The organism is Vibrio sagamiensis NBRC 104589 (assembly GCF_007990935.1).
GTDB lineage: Bacteria > Pseudomonadota > Gammaproteobacteria > Enterobacterales > Vibrionaceae > Vibrio > Vibrio sagamiensis.
Window position 1 is genome coordinate 1 of record NZ_BJXJ01000028.1, and the last position, 15726, is coordinate 15726.

General features: G+C 44.2%; 15 protein-coding genes. 10 read left to right on the forward strand and 5 right to left on the reverse strand.

Translation table 11 applies throughout. The features are described from left to right. Nucleotides 1-156 precede the first annotated feature (156 nt). Entirely contained in the window at nt 157-702 is a 546-nt protein-coding gene (gene orn / locus VSA01S_RS13615; RefSeq protein WP_039979455.1) for an oligoribonuclease, read from the reverse strand. 117 nt (nt 703-819) lie between these two features. Between orn and rsgA the strand changes: the two genes are divergently transcribed. Beyond that, nucleotides 820-1884 (forward strand): small ribosomal subunit biogenesis GTPase RsgA, encoded by a 1065-nt coding sequence (gene rsgA, locus VSA01S_RS13620; protein ID WP_039979454.1) that lies wholly within the window; start codon nt 820-822, stop codon nt 1882-1884. A gap of 268 nt (nt 1885-2152) precedes the next feature. Then, complete coding sequence (gene asd, locus VSA01S_RS13625; protein ID WP_039979453.1) at nt 2153-3010, forward strand: archaetidylserine decarboxylase; 858 nt, start codon at nt 2153-2155, stop codon at nt 3008-3010. A gap of 223 nt (nt 3011-3233) precedes the next feature. Here the strand turns inward: asd and gpmM are convergent, their stop codons facing one another. Continuing rightward, nucleotides 3234-4766 carry a 2,3-bisphosphoglycerate-independent phosphoglycerate mutase gene (gpmM, locus tag VSA01S_RS13630; RefSeq protein ID WP_039979452.1) on the reverse strand — a complete coding sequence of 511 codons (1533 nt, stop codon included), beginning with the start codon at nt 4764-4766 and terminating at the stop codon, nt 3234-3236. 529 nt (nt 4767-5295) lie between these two features. Between gpmM and VSA01S_RS13635 the strand changes: the two genes are divergently transcribed. From VSA01S_RS13635 to VSA01S_RS13655, 5 genes are all read left to right on the forward strand, one after another. Next, complete coding sequence (locus VSA01S_RS13635; RefSeq protein ID WP_039979451.1) at nt 5296-5730, forward strand: rhodanese-like domain-containing protein; 435 nt, start codon at nt 5296-5298, stop codon at nt 5728-5730. Between the two features lie 208 nt (nt 5731-5938). Beyond that, nucleotides 5939-6403: a protein-export chaperone SecB gene (gene secB, locus VSA01S_RS13640; protein ID WP_039979450.1), complete on the forward strand. Its 465-nt coding sequence runs from the start codon at nt 5939-5941 to the stop codon at nt 6401-6403. Between the two features lie 194 nt (nt 6404-6597). After that, nucleotides 6598-7635 (forward strand): NAD(P)H-dependent glycerol-3-phosphate dehydrogenase, encoded by a 1038-nt coding sequence (gene gpsA, locus VSA01S_RS13645; protein ID WP_039979449.1) that lies wholly within the window; start codon nt 6598-6600, stop codon nt 7633-7635. 79 nt (nt 7636-7714) lie between these two features. Next, on the forward strand, nt 7715-8524 hold the full coding sequence (gene cysE / locus VSA01S_RS13650; protein ID WP_039979448.1) for a serine O-acetyltransferase: 810 nt from the start codon (nt 7715-7717) through the stop codon (nt 8522-8524). A 40-nt stretch (nt 8525-8564) separates the two neighbouring features. Further along, the gene (locus tag VSA01S_RS13655; protein WP_039979446.1) at nt 8565-9695 is read left to right on the forward strand and encodes a murein hydrolase activator EnvC family protein; all 1131 of its coding nucleotides are present in this window, start codon (nt 8565-8567) and stop codon (nt 9693-9695) included. Nucleotides 9696-9731: 36 nt separating this feature from the next. On the opposite strand, the gene VSA01S_RS13660 is transcribed toward VSA01S_RS13655, so the two are convergent. From VSA01S_RS13660 to epmA, 3 genes are all read right to left on the reverse strand, one after another. Then, nucleotides 9732-10688 carry an acetyltransferase gene (locus tag VSA01S_RS13660; RefSeq protein ID WP_039979445.1) on the reverse strand — a complete coding sequence of 319 codons (957 nt, stop codon included), beginning with the start codon at nt 10686-10688 and terminating at the stop codon, nt 9732-9734. Between the two features lie 35 nt (nt 10689-10723). After that, entirely contained in the window at nt 10724-11359 is a 636-nt protein-coding gene (locus VSA01S_RS13665) for a TetR/AcrR family transcriptional regulator (RefSeq protein WP_039979444.1), read from the reverse strand. 115 nt (nt 11360-11474) lie between these two features. Continuing rightward, nucleotides 11475-12446 carry an elongation factor P--(R)-beta-lysine ligase gene (gene epmA, locus VSA01S_RS13670; protein ID WP_039979443.1) on the reverse strand — a complete coding sequence of 324 codons (972 nt, stop codon included), beginning with the start codon at nt 12444-12446 and terminating at the stop codon, nt 11475-11477. Nucleotides 12447-12726: 280 nt separating this feature from the next. On the opposite strand from epmA, the gene frdA reads away from it, so the two are divergent. From frdA to frdC, 3 genes are read left to right on the forward strand one after another with little or no spacing between them, the layout of a single operon-like run. Next, on the forward strand, nt 12727-14571 hold the full coding sequence (frdA, locus tag VSA01S_RS13675) for a fumarate reductase (quinol) flavoprotein subunit (protein ID WP_039979442.1): 1845 nt from the start codon (nt 12727-12729) through the stop codon (nt 14569-14571). After that, nucleotides 14571-15332 (forward strand): succinate dehydrogenase/fumarate reductase iron-sulfur subunit, encoded by a 762-nt coding sequence (locus tag VSA01S_RS13680; RefSeq protein ID WP_039979441.1) that lies wholly within the window; start codon nt 14571-14573, stop codon nt 15330-15332. Before frdA ends, VSA01S_RS13680 begins: the two co-directional genes overlap by 1 nt. Continuing rightward, nucleotides 15332-15715 (forward strand): fumarate reductase subunit FrdC, encoded by a 384-nt coding sequence (gene frdC, locus VSA01S_RS13685; protein ID WP_039979440.1) that lies wholly within the window; start codon nt 15332-15334, stop codon nt 15713-15715. The genes VSA01S_RS13680 and frdC overlap by 1 nt, the downstream gene beginning before the upstream one ends. The last annotated feature ends 11 nt before the right edge of the window (nt 15716-15726 follow it).

A 15726-nucleotide genomic window follows, 5' to 3' on the forward strand; every position in this document is an offset into this window, starting at 1 on the left:
ATCAACAACGTTTCCGCTGTTTAGGGGTGCGAATTATAAGAGCATTTTTTTGCGATGCAAGCCCTTCCTTAAAAAAAACTTTATTTTTTTTCCAAATGATGAAAAAGCAAGCAAAACACTTATTAGTTTCAACAATTTGGATCACAACTTTAACAGTTAGATCTTAAAAATGGTTTCTCGATAGTATTTAAGTTCAGCAATCGACTCACGAATATCATCGAGCGCAAGATGCGTTCCCTGTTTGCTGAATCCAGCTAATATCTGTGGCTTCCATCGACGAGTAAGTTCTTTCAGAGTACTGACATCCAAGTAGCGATAATGGAAGTACGCCTCCAGTTCCGGCATATGCTTGTAGAGAAAGCGACGATCTTGTCCAATACTGTTACCACAGATAGGTGAAACACCTTTTGGCACCCACTGCTCCAAGAAAGCAATAGTTTGTTCAACCGCCTGTTGTTCTGAGATTTGGCTCTGACGCACACGTTCGACCAATCCACTGTTAGTGTGAGTATTGGTGCACCACTCATCCATCTTGGCTAATTCTGCTTCATTTTGATGAATCGCAAGTACTGGCCCTTCGGCTAAAATATTCAGTTCACTGTCGGTGACAATAGAAGCGATTTCAATGACTTTATGCGTTTCAGGATCAAGTCCTGTCATCTCTAAGTCAACCCAAATCAAGTTTTGATCGCTAAAAGACATAGTTATGCCGCCTATTTGTTTATCGCTAAAAGAGGTACTATACCTGAAAATACTTGAAACACGATACTCACAACGCCGATCAAAACGGTTGAGCGAACTCATATTAAGTACAAAATTGTGGCAAAAAAGAAAAAGTTAACCAAAGGTCAGGTGCGTCGAGTACGCAACAACCAACAAAAGCGTTTAAAAAAGCAAGAAGACTCAATCCAGTGGGATGAAGCGATGCTCGGTGCCAGTAAGCAAGGGTTAGTCATTACACGCTTTGGCCAACATGCCGACATCGAAGATCTAGCAACCGGTGACATTCAGCGTTGTAATCTTCGCCGCGGCATTGAATCTCTTGTCTCTGGTGACCGCGTGCTATGGCGAGAAGGGTTAGAATCGATGTCAGGTATTTCTGGTGTTGTTGAAGCCGTCGAGCCAAGAACCTCCGTTTTAACTCGCCCAGATTACTACGATGGATTAAAACCCGTTGCTGCCAATGTGGATCAAATGGTGATTGTGTCGTCGGTCTTACCGGAACTTTCACTCAATATTATTGACCGCTACCTTGTTGCTTCAGAAACGCTAAAAATAGCACCATTGCTGGTACTCAACAAAATTGATTTACTCTCCGTTGAAGAACGAAATACCTATCAAGATTGGCTGACAGAATATCAACGTATTGGCTATAAAGTCCTGTTTGTGAGTAAAGAATCCGGTGAAGGCATCGCCGAGTTAGAAGCCCATCTTCATGGACGGATTAATATCTTCGTCGGGCAATCTGGCGTGGGTAAATCGAGCTTGGTTAACGCATTAATGCCGGAGCTCGAAAATGAAGTTGAAGAAGGGGCCATTTCAGAAAACTCTGGTTTAGGTCAACATACCACAACAGCTGCCCGCCTTTACCACATCCCGACAGGCGGTGATCTGATCGACTCTCCCGGTGTTCGTGAATTCGGCCTCTGGCACCTAGAATCAGAGGAAATCACCAAAGCTTTTGTCGAGTTTCGTCCATTTCTTGGCTTGTGTAAGTTCAGAGATTGCAAACATGTAGACGATCCTGGATGTGCACTACGTGAAGCGGTAGAACAAAACGAAGTCAGCCAAGTTCGATTTGATAACTATCATCGTATTTTGGATAGCATGTTGGAAAATAAAGCAAACCGACAGTACTCACGCAGTAAGAAAGCGGATTTGTAGTCAAACGCACTCAATGTTGTATAATTAAACGTCAAGTACTTATACCCAAGTCATTTCAGGTGCTTGGGTATATCGTAACCATTGTGATGATTAATTGGTAAGTTGAATCGTCAGCTTTTTATCTTCAATACAACAGCTCAATGGATCTCTTTGTTTCTCTCTCACCTTATAGCAACAGGCTTTTTGGGATAAGACAGACAATAAGAACAAAATTTAGTAATATCTCGCATCTTAACGCGAGAATCTAACAGAAGTATCGGAATTAGAGATGGATAAAATTAAAGTTGGACTGCAATACTGGCTTCCTCAGCATGGTTTAACCCGCTTGGTAGGCAAATTGGCTTCCGCTAAAGCTGGTCGTCTAACAACAGCCGTAATTCGCTGGTTTATAAAGCAATATAACGTCAACATGGATGAAGCGAAGCACTCAAACCCAGAGCATTTTGAGAGCTTCAATGAATTCTTCGTCCGTGAACTAAAAGAAGACGCACGCCCAATCACACAAGACGAGTCCGTGATAACTCACCCGGCTGATGCTTGCGTGAGCCAATTCGGTGCGATTGAAAATGGTCAGCTAATCCAAGCGAAAGGCCATCATTTCTCAGCTCAAGAACTCTTAGGTGGGGATGCAGCACTTGCCCAAGAATTCCAAGACGGTTCCTTTGCAACACTTTACCTATCGCCAAGAGACTATCATCGTGTCCATATGCCGTGTGATGCAACTTTGCGTCAAATGATCTATGTTCCTGGCGATCTGTTCTCTGTTAATCCATTAACAGCAGAAAATGTACCAAATCTATTCGCTCGTAACGAACGTGTTGTGTGTATTTTTGACACAGACTTTGGGCCAATGGCACAAGTGCTTGTCGGTGCAACAATTGTAGGTAGTATTGAACAAGTTTGGGCTGGCACGATCACACCACCACGTGGTAATACAGTGTACAAGTGGGACTACCCAGCAGAGGGTGAACAAGCAATTAAATTGAACAAAGGCGAAGAAATGGGCCGCTTCAAACTTGGTTCAACGGTCATTAACCTGTTTGCTAAAGATACCGTAACATTCGATGCCAGCATTGAAAATGGTAAGCCGACACTGATGGGCACGCCATTCGCGCATAAGCAGTAAGACCAAGTAAGAAGAAATCAGCGCTGCGAGCTCAAGCATATCGAGCTCAAAGAGCCTCTTCGGCTTTTCTAGACGCTCATTAATCGCAAAGCCTCTGACTGACCTCAGAGGCTTTTTTACTCTTCACGTTATCTGATTGCCGATGTTTTAGACATGACTAAAAAGCCCTTGGTTATCTCTAACCAAGGGCTTTAGGGTATATGTCTTTTCAGTAAAAACGTGCTTATTTAGTCAGAACATCACCAGACATTTCAGCAGGAATCTCTAAGCCAGCAAGAGACAACATTGTTGGTGCAAGGTCTGATAACTTACCACCTGACTTGAATTCAATCTCTTTGTCACCGACATAAATCAAAGGTACTGGTAGGTTAGTATGTGCCGTATGTGTACCACCTGTTTCTGGGTCCACCATCATTTCAGCGTTACCGTGGTCAGCAGTGATCAGTAACTGTCCCCCGATTTCTTTGATGGCTTCTACCACTTTGCCAACACTTTCGTCTAGCGCTTCGATTGCTTTCTCAGCGGCTTCATAAACCCCCGTATGACCAACCATATCAGCATTTGGATAGTTACAAATGATAGTATCAAACTTACCCGATTTAATTGCAGCAACCAGCTTTTCAGTTAGCTCAGGAGAGCTCATTTCTGGTTGAAGGTCATACGTAGCGACTTTTGGAGAAGCCACAAGCTGACGCTCTTCACCAGCAAACTCGTTTTCAACACCACCATTGAAGAAGAAAGTCACGTGAGCATATTTCTCTGTTTCAGAAATACGTAGCTGAGTTTGACCTTGCTTAGACAACCACTCACCGTAAGTATTTTCTAGTGATGCTGGTGGGAAGGCCGTCGCAAGCGGAATATCAGCGGCATATTGCGTTAGCATAACAAAGTTAACCGCTGGGAAAGTCGCACGTTCAAAACCATCAAACTCCGGAACAAAAGTGCGAGTAATCTGGCGAGCACGATCTGCACGATAGTTCATGAAGATCACCGCGTCACCATCTTGCATGATTGCGTCTTCTTGCTCTGCAGTTTTGATTGCTGTTGCTTTAACAAACTCATCATTTTCATCACGAGCGTAAGCCGCTTCTAAACCTGCTACAGCCGTTTCTGCATGAAACTCTGCTTTGGCTTGAGTCAGAAGGTCATAAGCAACTTGAACACGTTCCCAGTTGTTATCACGATCCATTGCGTAGTAGCGACCTACTAATGAAGCAACACGTCCTTTACCTAATTTGGCAAAAAGGTCTTGGAAGCGTTGAAGCGAACCTTCTGCACTACGTGGCGGAGTATCACGCCCATCCAAAAAGCAGTGTAGATAAATCTTCTCAGCACCACGGGCTGCCGCCATTTCTACTGCAGCATAAATATGGTCTTCATGAGAGTGAACACCGCCTGGCGACATCAGCCCCATGATATGTACTGCTTTATTAGCTTCGACTGCAGTATCAATCGCTGCCATCAGCGCTGCAGTTTCAGTGAACTCACCATCAGCGATAGATTTAGTAATACGAGTCAGATCTTGATATACAACACGGCCTGCTCCAATATTAGTATGACCCACTTCTGAGTTACCCATTTGACCATCAGGTAAACCAACATCAATACCAGAAGCAGAAATTAATGTATTCGGGTTATTCGCAATAAGTGCATCCATTACTGGTGTTTTGGCATTGGCAATTGCGTTGCTTGCTGTGTCTTCACGGTGACCGTAACCGTCAAGGATAACTAGAGCTAATGGCTTTTTAGCTGACATAGTAATGACCTCATCAAATTTAAGTAACTGTTGGTATAGGGTAAAACCTAAACGAACCTTAAAACAAAACTAGCGTAATTTTACTACACTTTGCACCCAAAACTGTAGGGTAAGATCAAATAATGTGTGTGATTTATTGTTGCTATATTACAGTTTGTTCTTTTAGTCCGATACTTCTCCCCATTTATTCAAACGCTTCAGTGCCCCGTTCTTGATAATCTATATCCTACTCTTAAAGACTTTTATTATTCGTTCAATCAAGGCAAGAAGACACTTTTACAAATCATGATTCCTATTATGCACCCTAGAAGAAAAAAATAACCATCGTTTTTAACAATCACATTGATAGTTTTTTTCTAATATGGCCAATGACAGTGACCTTTTTGTCAAATAAGAGTATTTCGATTATATTAGACCTAAATGTATAGGTCTCAATTATTAACGAGAACGCTTTAACCCTCTCGCCTAAGGCGACTAACCTCGCTATACTCCAGCTTTATTTTCTGCCAAACATGCAAGAGCTCAAGACATGCAAGAGTACATTGAATTTTTCCAACAAAACATGATTCTATCTTTGGTTTGGGTAGGCCTTTTGGTTGCTCTTATCACTACAATTGTTAAATCAGCAACCGCTCCCTACAAAGTCATCAACGTAAGTCAATTAACTCATCTGATAAACCGTGAAAGTGGTGTCGTCGTCGACATACGCTCGAAAGATGAATTCAAGCAAGGCCATATCACTGATTCAGTTCACATTTTACCATCAGATATTAAAGCGGGAACGCTTCGTGGACTTGAAAAGCGTAAATCAGACCCAATCATCCTAGTATGCAAAACAGGCCACACTGCTCAAGAAAGTGCAAACCTACTTGTAAAAACGGGCTTTACTAATGTCAGCCTACTAAAAAATGGGTTGATTGCGTGGAATGAAGCTAACCTTCCTCTAATTCGAGGAAAGAAATAAGGCCTCAGGAATATTACAGCGCAAATCGCCTGAGGTATTAACTGAACAATTTAGAATCAACAACAACACTAAGATGTGAAGTCCTGCAACGAAATCAGCACCTCATCTGGTCAAAGTTGAATCTCTTCGTTAGCCTCAGAACAAAACCTCTCCTTGGGTTTAGGGCATTTAGTGACACCAAACTCATTATTGATTAAGGAATAGAAAAATGGCTGAAGCAGCACCACAAGACGCACAACAAAACTTTGCAATTCAACGTATCTTCCTGAAAGACGTTTCTTTCGAAGCTCCGAATTCTCCAGTAATTTTCCAAAAAGAATGGAATCCAGATGTTAAACTAGACCTAGACACTCAAAGTCGCGAGCTTGGCGAAGGTGTTTACGAAGTTATTCTGCGTCTCACTGTAACAGTGAAGAATGAAGAAGAAACCGCATTTTTATGTGAAGTTCAGCAAGGTGGTATTTTCACTGCTGATAAAATGGAAGCAGGCCAACTAGCACACTGCCTAGGAGCTTTCTGTCCGAACATCCTATTCCCATACGCTCGTGAAACTATCTCAAGCTTAGTGGTAAAAGGCACGTTCCCACAGCTGAACCTAGCACCGGTTAACTTCGATGCGCTGTTTATGAACTATCTACAGCAACAAGCACAGCAAGGCGAAGTCGAAGCATAATTCAATCTAGCATAATACGTATCTAAGCTTTTGATACGTGAAACGTTCAATAAAAATGCACAAAACATCTTCTCATGATGTAATGTGCATTTTTTATTTCTCACAAAAGTTCCTAGTCCCTAGCCTCTAGTATCAGTAAAATCTGGAGCTTATGGACTAGATCACTAGTAATAAAAAGATAACTAGGTGGTAATATGGCATCAACAAACTCAAATAATGCTTACGGTAAGACGATCAATATGACCGTTATTGGAGCAGGCTCATACGGAACATCATTAGCAATCTCACTAGCTCGCAATGGAGCAAACATTATTCTGTGGGGACACGATCCTGACCACATGGCTCGCCTTGAACATGACCGAGCTAACCATGCTTTTCTACCGAATATTGATTTTCCAGAAAGTCTAATCATTGAATCAAACTTAGAAAAAGCCGTGCAAGCAAGCCGTGACCTATTAGTTGTGGTTCCAAGCCATGTTTTTGGCCAAGTTCTCTGTAGTTTCAAACCTTTCTTACGTCAGGATTCGCGTATTTGCTGGGCAACTAAAGGATTAGAGCCCGAAACAGGCCGCCTGCTAAAAGATGTGGCTTTTGATGTCATTGGTGAGCATTACCCTCTTGCTGTCCTGTCAGGCCCGACGTTTGCCAAAGAGTTAGCGATGGGCATGCCAACCGCCATCTCAGTTGCTTCACCCGATACTGATTTTCTCTCTGACCTACAAGAGCAAATTCACTGCGGAAAAACATTCCGCGTCTACGCCAATCATGACTTTATTGGTATGCAACTTGGTGGGGCAGTCAAAAACGTCATCGCAATTGGGGCAGGTATGTCCGATGGTATTGGTTTTGGTGCCAATGCTCGTACTGCCTTGATTACCCGAGGATTAGCAGAAATGACCCGCCTTGGTACCGCGCTAGGTGCTCAGCCGGATACCTTTATGGGCATGGCTGGACTTGGTGATTTAGTCTTGACGTGTACCGATAATCAGTCACGCAACCGTCGCTTTGGCTTAGCTCTTGGGCAGGGAAAAGGTGTTGATGTCGCTCAAGAAGAAATTGGTCAAGTTGTCGAAGGTTATCGTAATACCAAAGAAGTTTGGGTGTTAGCTCAACGTATGGGTGTTGAGATGCCAATTGTTGACCAAATTTACCAAGTATTGTATCAAGAGAAAGAAGCACGCCAAGCTGCTCAAGATTTACTCGCACGAGATAAAAAGACCGAGGGTAAGTAAGCTTCAAAAATTATTTAAAGTAATATAGGTAAAATAAAAGACACTGGCAGATCACGGAAGAATGAATCAGGAAACAAACATGAAAGACTGCAAGAAGAAAAAAGTCTGGGATAAAATTGTCTCAGAAGCCCGTGAAATGTCAGAGCAAGAGCCCATGCTGGCAAGTTTTTATCATGCTACTATCATCAAGCATGACAGTTTATGTGCGGCATTGAGCTACATTTTAGCCAATAAATTGAACACCGCTTCTATGCCAGCGATGGCAGTGCGTGAGGTAGTTGAAGAAGCCTTTGCTGCCGACCCAATGATAACCGACAGCGCTGCTTGCGATATTTGCGCAACCGTGACTCGTGACCCTGCGGTATCAATGTACTCCATGCCATTGCTTTACCTCAAAGGCTACCATGCTCTACAGGGCTATCGAGTGGCAAACTGGTTATGGAAACAGGGCCGTTTTGCTCTGGCCACTTACCTGCAAAATCAGATTTCTGTGGCTTGCCAAGTTGATATCCACCCAGCAGCACGGATCGGCAGTGGTATCATGCTTGACCACGCCACAGGGATTGTCATCGGCGAAACAGCCGTAGTGGAGAATGACGTTTCCATATTACAAGACGTCACACTCGGTGGTACTGGTAAAGAATGCGGCGATCGTCACCCTAAAATTCGTGAGGGCGTGATGATTGGAGCTGGGGCAAAAATTCTCGGTAATATTGAAGTGGGTGAAGGGGCTAAAATTGGTTCGTGTTCCGTGGTATTACAGCCAGTACCTCCTCATACTACGGTGGCAGGTGTCCCAGCAAAAATCCTAGGGCGCCCTAAAACGGACAAACCATCTCTCGATATGGACCAAGGCTTTAAAAGCTTTGTTAACGGTGACGGCATATAGCCATCTAGAACCTTACATCAATGCGGCAGGTAATATCTAAGTGCAACAACAACATTTTTCGGTAGTGCGCTCAAGTTTACTATTAGTAGGCGCTCTATTCATCACCCACCCTCTTACCGCCTACTCAGCCAGTCAGAAAGAGTTAAAAGGTGTATCGAGTGAAATTTCACGTCAAAAGAAATCTTTGACCTCACAAGAGAAACAGCTTAATGAGCTACAACAATCACTAAAAAGCCAAGAGCTGGGGATCTCCAAACTCGAAAAAGACATCAAAACCACCAAAGCCGAATTAACGAAAGCCGATCAAAACATTGCTAAGTTAGAAAGCAAAATCACTCGCCAAGAAGAACAACGCAACACTCAAGAGCAGGAGCTCAAACAACTTCTCCAAGTCTACTACATGACTGACCGAGCCAAAGCCAATGGCCATTTACTCAATGACGGGGTAGAAGAAGACCGGATCAGTCAATACTTTCAACACTTGGCTCAAGCACGCGCAAACGTTATTGACGCTATAAATAAAACAACGGAAGCTTTAGCATACAACAAAAAGCAATTGGAATTAGAAAAGCAGCAAATTCAAACTCTACTCACCCAGCAGTCAGAGAAAAAGACCTCTCTTGCTAAAACGCAATCACAACGTAAAGGCACACTGAATAAAATTCAGAAAAGCATTAAAGATGACAAGCGTTATTTGGCCGAACTGCAACGCAATGAAACTCGCCTCAAAGCTGAGATAGCTAAAGCAGCAAAACGTAACGCCGTTCCCATGGATGGTTTAGCGAAACAGCGCGGTAAACTGCCATGGCCAATCAAGGGTCGCGTTCTGCATAATTTTGGCACCCGACAAACGGGTCAAGTTAACTGGAAAGGCATCGTGCTGTCTGCCAGCTATGGTCAACAAGTTAAAGCGGTTTATCCCGGTACCGTTGTCTTTGCAGAATACCTTCGTGGTTATGGTTTAGTCGTCCTACTCGATCACGGCAAAGGTGACATGACGTTGTACGGCTACAACCAAGCCTTGACCAAAAAGGAAGGTGATAAAGTCACTAAAGGGGAAGTCATTGCCCTAGCGGGAGATACTGGCGGGCAAGAAAGACCTTCTTTATATTTTGAAATTCGCCGTAACAGCGAAGCGCAAAACCCCAAATCGTGGCTCAAACGCCGTTAAACAAAGTTGTTTTGGTCATCTTACCGCCAACAAAGTTTAAGCGTAATACTGTTCTACCGCCGAAATAAAAGCATTTAGCGAGGCTTTAGGTAGCTGATTGATGCCTGCTGCGGCTTGTCTTCCACCTCCCGATGGAAACTGCCCACACACAGCCATAGCTCCTTGCTTATTGTTAAGAGGAGCTCGAAGAGACACGGTAAAACTGCCATCACCATTATCGGTTAACACTGCATGAGCAAAGTTTGGCTCCTGATTGGCCAACCAATTGCCATACACACCACTGACCCGACGAGAGAATGCCTGATTCGGTAACTCAAACAGTTTTAATCGTTGACCTTCATACATTGCCGACACACTTTGTGCTCGTGTCATATCTTGCTGGTAAGCCGATTGTAGGGAATAAAAAGGAGAAGTAAGATCCGCAATCACATCGAAGGGAGAAGGATATTGGACTAAAGCACGGAACAAATCGGCCGGGTGAAAATGAAGGTCATCCAATTGAGCACCATAACCATTGTAATTAATCAGCGTCCCTAACTGCTCCAACTGTGTCTTTTGCTCGCTATTCAGCCCAGCAAGATCAGCCAGTTGTTCCGCTTTTGCCAATAAATTATCGCCGTAGGCCCCTGCAATCGCCCAATGATGAAAACGCTGCTCTAAAAGCTCGTCAATAATCAAAGCCGTACAAATATTGGCGTCTAGATTGATGTGCGCGGTTAAACCTTCATGTTTGGGCATGTGACCAGCTTGGTGATGATCGGCATAAAATACTCTAGCCCCTTGCCTTAGCGCATTTTCTAGACCAACACGGTTTTTCTCCATTGAAATATCCAACACCGTCAGCTCATCACCCGCTTGAACGGTGAGTTTGTCTAGCAAGTGAATATCCCGCTTTACTCCCGTGACCAATTGAGCATCAGTTGGATTGGCCAAACGCAGTTGAAGTAAGGCAATAATCCCATCCGCGTCACCATTAAAGACATCGTAATTCATTGAATATTGGCCTCAACACACCGAAAAGCACTAGATTAACTGTGTAATGCGTTAACCGCATCTTCAAGCAGAATTAACTGCTCCATCCCTTGTGATGTTGCGACTGGCTTAACAACATTGAGCATCTGTAGCATGCCTTGCTTAACCATTTGCTCTGTGATCGGTGTTTTTGGTGACATCGCGAGTTGGTAAGCTAACCAGCTGCAAGCAATCAGGTGTAAGGTACGCACCAAAGATTCCATTTGTTGCGGTTCCACATCCAATAATCTCATCGAGACAAACTCTTGCATAATGGCAATTAAGTTGGCTTGTAACTGATTCTGAATATCGATGTAAGCTTCGTGTAGGTGCTCATCTCGAGCGAGAACTTCTGGTAAATTTGCGTAGAAGAAACGATATTTCCACATTAAAGTAAAAATGGAATCAAGATAGCGCTTTAACATGGTTAAACTCTCTTGTGAGCCTTGAATAGGCGTAAAGCGCTCAATTAATTCATTCGAGTAGAGCGTGAAAATATCACGCACAATTTCTTGCTTATTACGGAAATGGTAGTAGAGATTACCCGGACTGATCTCAAGGTGATCAGCAATATGATTGGTTGTCACGTTACGTTCACCCTGTTGATTGAACAACTCTAGGGCAGCATAGACAATTCTGTCGCGCGTTTTCATTGTTATCAAACTCCCTTCTCATTCAGCAAGCGAGTATAACGGCTCAAGTGGCTTAGGTCGATAGTCCCCCTTTAACCAAAACCCAACGTATAACATTGTTTTCATTATATTCTATTTAAGCAATAGGAAACGAAAACGCACTCACTTGGTCAATATTCTCACAACCGAGTGCCAACATAATCAAACGGTCTATACCCAGAGCCACCCCAGCACAATCTGGCAGTCCAGCATGTAGCGCCTCAATCAAGTTCTGGTCAATCGGTTGGACTGGCAGCCCCATTTCCAGACGCTTGGCGTTGTCTTGCTCAAAACGAGCTCGCTGCTCATGTGGATTATCCAGCTCATGAAAGCCATTAGCTAATTCAATTCCCTTAAAATACACTTCAAAACGCTCCGCCACACGAGGATCTTGCTGGTTAATCTTGGCTAAAGCGGCCTGAGAAGCAGGAAAGTCATAAACAAAGACGGGAACCTGCTGGCCGATACAAGTCTCCACACCCACGCTAAACAATAATTGTAAAAGCGTATCGCGATCATTTTCTTGTGCCGCAATGTCACTTAAGCCGAGCGTATCAGCAACCTCTTTCAATTCAGCCATCGACGCCTCAAGTGGACACACCTTGAGCACATTGAGAAAAGCTTGTTGATAGGTCATTCGCTCTGCTGCCTCGCATCGCAATACCGCCTGTAGTAACTCGTTCATCTCATCCATTAACTGATGATGATCAAAGCCCACTCGATACCACTCTAACATGGTGAACTCTGGGTTATGATGTCGGCCACTTTCTTCATTACGAAATGCTTTACCGATCTGATAAATACAACCACTGCCCGCCGCCAATAAACGCTTCATGTGAAACTCAGGACTAGTCATAAAAAATAATGGCTGACCATCCGCATAGCCAGGGCCAACAAAACGGGTTTGGAAGGTCTGTAAATGAATGTCCGTAACCGTAGCATGGCTCATCGCAGGCGTTTCCACTTCCATGACCTGTCGATCAGTGAAGAATTGACGAATGCTCGCGATTAAAGCTGCTCGCTGACGAAGATTTGATATCGAGGCACTCGGTTGCCAGGTCGTTTGCATAACAGAACTCTAAGAACAATAAAAGTACGAAAAATAGCAATTTTGGCCTGTTTTTCCTAGTCCTTCTACAAGAAAAGCTGATCATATCAAGCACGTGATAATAATCACATATCCTATATTTTATCATTTCCAGGCTACTTTACCGACAGAAAAACCTAAATACATCAATTTTTGCCCCTTAGACCTCCCCTACACTACCCCTACTAAAAGTGAGGGCTTGTTCGCCTTTCATGTTCACAATAACAAGCGGATTTTCCGCATCACCAACTGGAGGATAACTGTGCAAACGATCATCACAGATATCGCAGTCATCGGCGCAGGCGGCGCTGGCCTTCGTACTGCCATTGCAGCAGCTGAAGCAAACCCTGACTTAGAAGTCGCTTTGATTTCTAAAGTTTACCCTATGCGTTCCCATACAGTTGCAGCAGAAGGTGGTTCGGCAGCAGTTATCAAGGATGAAGATAGTTTAGATAACCACTTTAACGATACTGTCGGCGGTGGTGACTGGCTATGTGAACAGGATGTTGTGGAATATTTTGTAGAAAATGCAACCCGTGAAATGATCCAGATGGAGCAATGGGGCTGTCCGTGGAGCCGTAAAGATAATGGCGAAGTCAACGTGCGTCGCTTTGGTGGTATGAAGGTTGAACGTACTTGGTTCGCGGCCGATAAAACAGGCTTCCATATGCTGCACACCTTGTTCCAAACATCGGTGAAGTACAGCAATATCAAACGCTTTGATGAATACTTTGTGATTGATTTATTGGTGGATAAGGGTCAAGCACAAGGGCTCATTGCCATCCATATGTCAGAAGGTGAACTTGTGACGATCAAAGCCAAGTCTGTAGTCCTTGCAACAGGTGGGGCTGGACGAGTCTATCACTGTAATACCAATGGTGGCATTGTTACCGGCGATGGGATGGCGATGGCTTATCGTCATGGAGTACCATTACGTGATATGGAGTTTGTTCAGTACCACCCGACTGGCCTACCTGGAACAGGTATTCTCATGACCGAAGGCTGTCGCGGTGAAGGTGGGATCATCATTAATAAAAATGGTTATCGCTATCTGCAAGACTACGGCATGGGGCCAGAGACCCCCATTGGAGAGCCAAAAAACAAGTACATGGAGTTGGGGCCACGCGATAAAGTATCTCAAGCATTCTGGCATGAACAGCAAAAAGGTAACACCATCAAACATCCTCTTGGGGATGTCGTACACCTTGATCTTCGTCACCTCGGAGAGGAATATTTGCAAGAACGCTTACCCTTTATTTGTGAACTCGCCAAAGCCTATGTCAATGTCGATCCAGCCAAAGAGCCAATTCCAATTCGCCCAACCGTGCATTACACCATGGGCGGTATTGAAACCAACGCACAATGTGAGACGCGTATTAAAGGTCTGTTCGCCGTAGGTGAATGCGCCTCTGTCGGGTTACATGGAGCTAACCGTCTGGGGTCCAACTCTCTCGCTGAGTTCGTCGTATTCGGTCGTGTTGCTGGTGAACAAGCCGTCAAACATGCCGCTGAATTCAGCGGGTGGAATGACCATTCAATTGCGACTCAAGTCAAGGCTGTTGAGCAACGTATTGCAGCGCTAATGGGCCAAGAAGGTGATGAAAACTGGGCAGATATTCGCACAGAAATGGGGCATACCATGGAAGCCGGCTGTGGCATTTATCGTCAACAAGATTTGATGCAAGCAACCATCGATAAACTGGCCGAACTTAAAGCTCGTTACAAACGTATCCGAATTCAAGACAAAGGCAAGGTCTTTAACACCGACCTGCTATACGCCATCGAGGTTGGTTATGGTCTTGAAGTGGCTGAAGCCATGGTGCATTCGGCAATTTTGCGCAAAGAATCTCGTGGCGCACACCAACGTCTTGATGATGGCTGCACAGAGCGTGATGATCAAAACTTCCTCAAGCACTCTCTCGCCTTCTTCCAAGCCGATGCCTCGCCGAGCATAGAATACAGCGATGTCACCATCACTAAATCTCAGCCAAAAGCACGTTTGTATGGTGAAGCAGCGGAGAAAGCCGCCGCACAAGAGCAAACCGCCACACAAAAGCAAACAACACAAACTGAGGCCGTAACTCCACATGCAGAGGAGCAAGCATAATGCCCGCTAACCGCATTCAAAAAGTCGATATTCTGCGTTACGACCCTGAAAAAGATACGCAGCCTTACATCCAAAGCTACGATGTGCCGTTTGATGACACTATGTCCGTTCTTGATGCTCTTGGTTACATCAAAGACAACCTCGATAAACAGCTGTCATATCGCTGGTCTTGTCGAATGGCGATTTGCGGCTCGTGTGGCATCATGGTCAACAACGTACCTAAGCTCGCATGTAAAAGCTTTCTTCGCGATTACCCAGACGGTATTACGATCGAGCCATTAGCCAATTTCCCTATCGAGAAAGATTTGATTGTCGACATGACGCCATTCATTGAACGTTTAGAAGCGATCAAGCCTTACATCATCGGTAACGATCGTAAACAGGAAGATGGCACCAACCTGCAAACACCTGCACAAATGGCCAAATATAAGCAGTTTGCCGCTTGTATCAATTGTGGTTTGTGTTACGCCGCCTGCCCTCAATTTAGTCTAAATCCTGAATTTATTGGACCTGCAGCTTTGACTCTGGCACATCGCTACAATTTAGACAGTCGCGATAACGGCAAAGATGAACGCATGGGGTTAATTAATGGCGAAAATGGTGCTTGGGGTTGTACATTCGTAGGCTATTGCTCTGACGTTTGTCCAAAGAATGTGGATCCTGCAGCGGCAGTGAACCAAGGTAAGATCGCCTCTTCGATGGATTTTGTTATCGCGATGCTTAAACCTGATGGTTCACCTCATAAAGTGGAGGCAAAGTAATGAGTAACAGAAAGCCTTACATCCGAGAAGTAAAACGTACTTGGTGGCAAAATAATCCATTCTACCGCTTTTATATGTTACGAGAAGCAACGGTATTGCCACTTATCTTATTTACTCTCTTCCTAACGGTGGGCTTAGGCGCGTTAGTAAAAGGGCCACAAGCTTGGCAAAGTTGGTTAGAGTTCATGGCGAACCCTATCGTTATGGCGATCAATGTTGTCGCTTTACTGGGTAGCCTTTTTCATGCTCACACCTTCTTTAATATGATGCCACAAGTGATGCCTATCCGTTTAAACGGAAAACCGATAGACAAGAAAATCATTGTTCTTATTCAGTGGGCAGCCGTTGCCTTTATCTCACTGATTGTTCTCATTGTGATGTAAGGAGCTGACTC

What these genes read in the sequence shown, in the direction of transcription:
- VSA01S_RS13660 (WP_039979445.1), bottom strand. Translation starts at nt 10,688, where the DNA reads ATGAATTACGATGTCTTTAATGGTGACGCGGATGGGATTATTGCCTTA.
- orn (WP_039979455.1), bottom strand. Translation starts at nt 702, where the DNA reads ATGTCTTTTAGCGATCAAAACTTGATTTGGGTTGACTTAGAGATGACA.
- gpsA (WP_039979449.1), top strand. Translation starts at nt 6,598, where the DNA reads ATGGCATCAACAAACTCAAATAATGCTTACGGTAAGACGATCAATATG.
- VSA01S_RS13635 (WP_039979451.1), top strand. Translation starts at nt 5,296, where the DNA reads ATGCAAGAGTACATTGAATTTTTCCAACAAAACATGATTCTATCTTTG.
- asd (WP_039979453.1), top strand. Translation starts at nt 2,153, where the DNA reads ATGGATAAAATTAAAGTTGGACTGCAATACTGGCTTCCTCAGCATGGT.
- secB (WP_039979450.1), top strand. Translation starts at nt 5,939, where the DNA reads ATGGCTGAAGCAGCACCACAAGACGCACAACAAAACTTTGCAATTCAA.
- VSA01S_RS13680 (WP_039979441.1), top strand. Translation starts at nt 14,571, where the DNA reads ATGCCCGCTAACCGCATTCAAAAAGTCGATATTCTGCGTTACGACCCT.
- cysE (WP_039979448.1), top strand. Translation starts at nt 7,715, where the DNA reads ATGAAAGACTGCAAGAAGAAAAAAGTCTGGGATAAAATTGTCTCAGAA.
- frdC (WP_039979440.1), top strand. Translation starts at nt 15,332, where the DNA reads ATGAGTAACAGAAAGCCTTACATCCGAGAAGTAAAACGTACTTGGTGG.
- gpmM (WP_039979452.1), bottom strand. Translation starts at nt 4,766, where the DNA reads ATGTCAGCTAAAAAGCCATTAGCTCTAGTTATCCTTGACGGTTACGGT.
- VSA01S_RS13665 (WP_039979444.1), bottom strand. Translation starts at nt 11,359, where the DNA reads ATGAAAACGCGCGACAGAATTGTCTATGCTGCCCTAGAGTTGTTCAAT.
- epmA (WP_039979443.1), bottom strand. Translation starts at nt 12,446, where the DNA reads ATGCAAACGACCTGGCAACCGAGTGCCTCGATATCAAATCTTCGTCAG.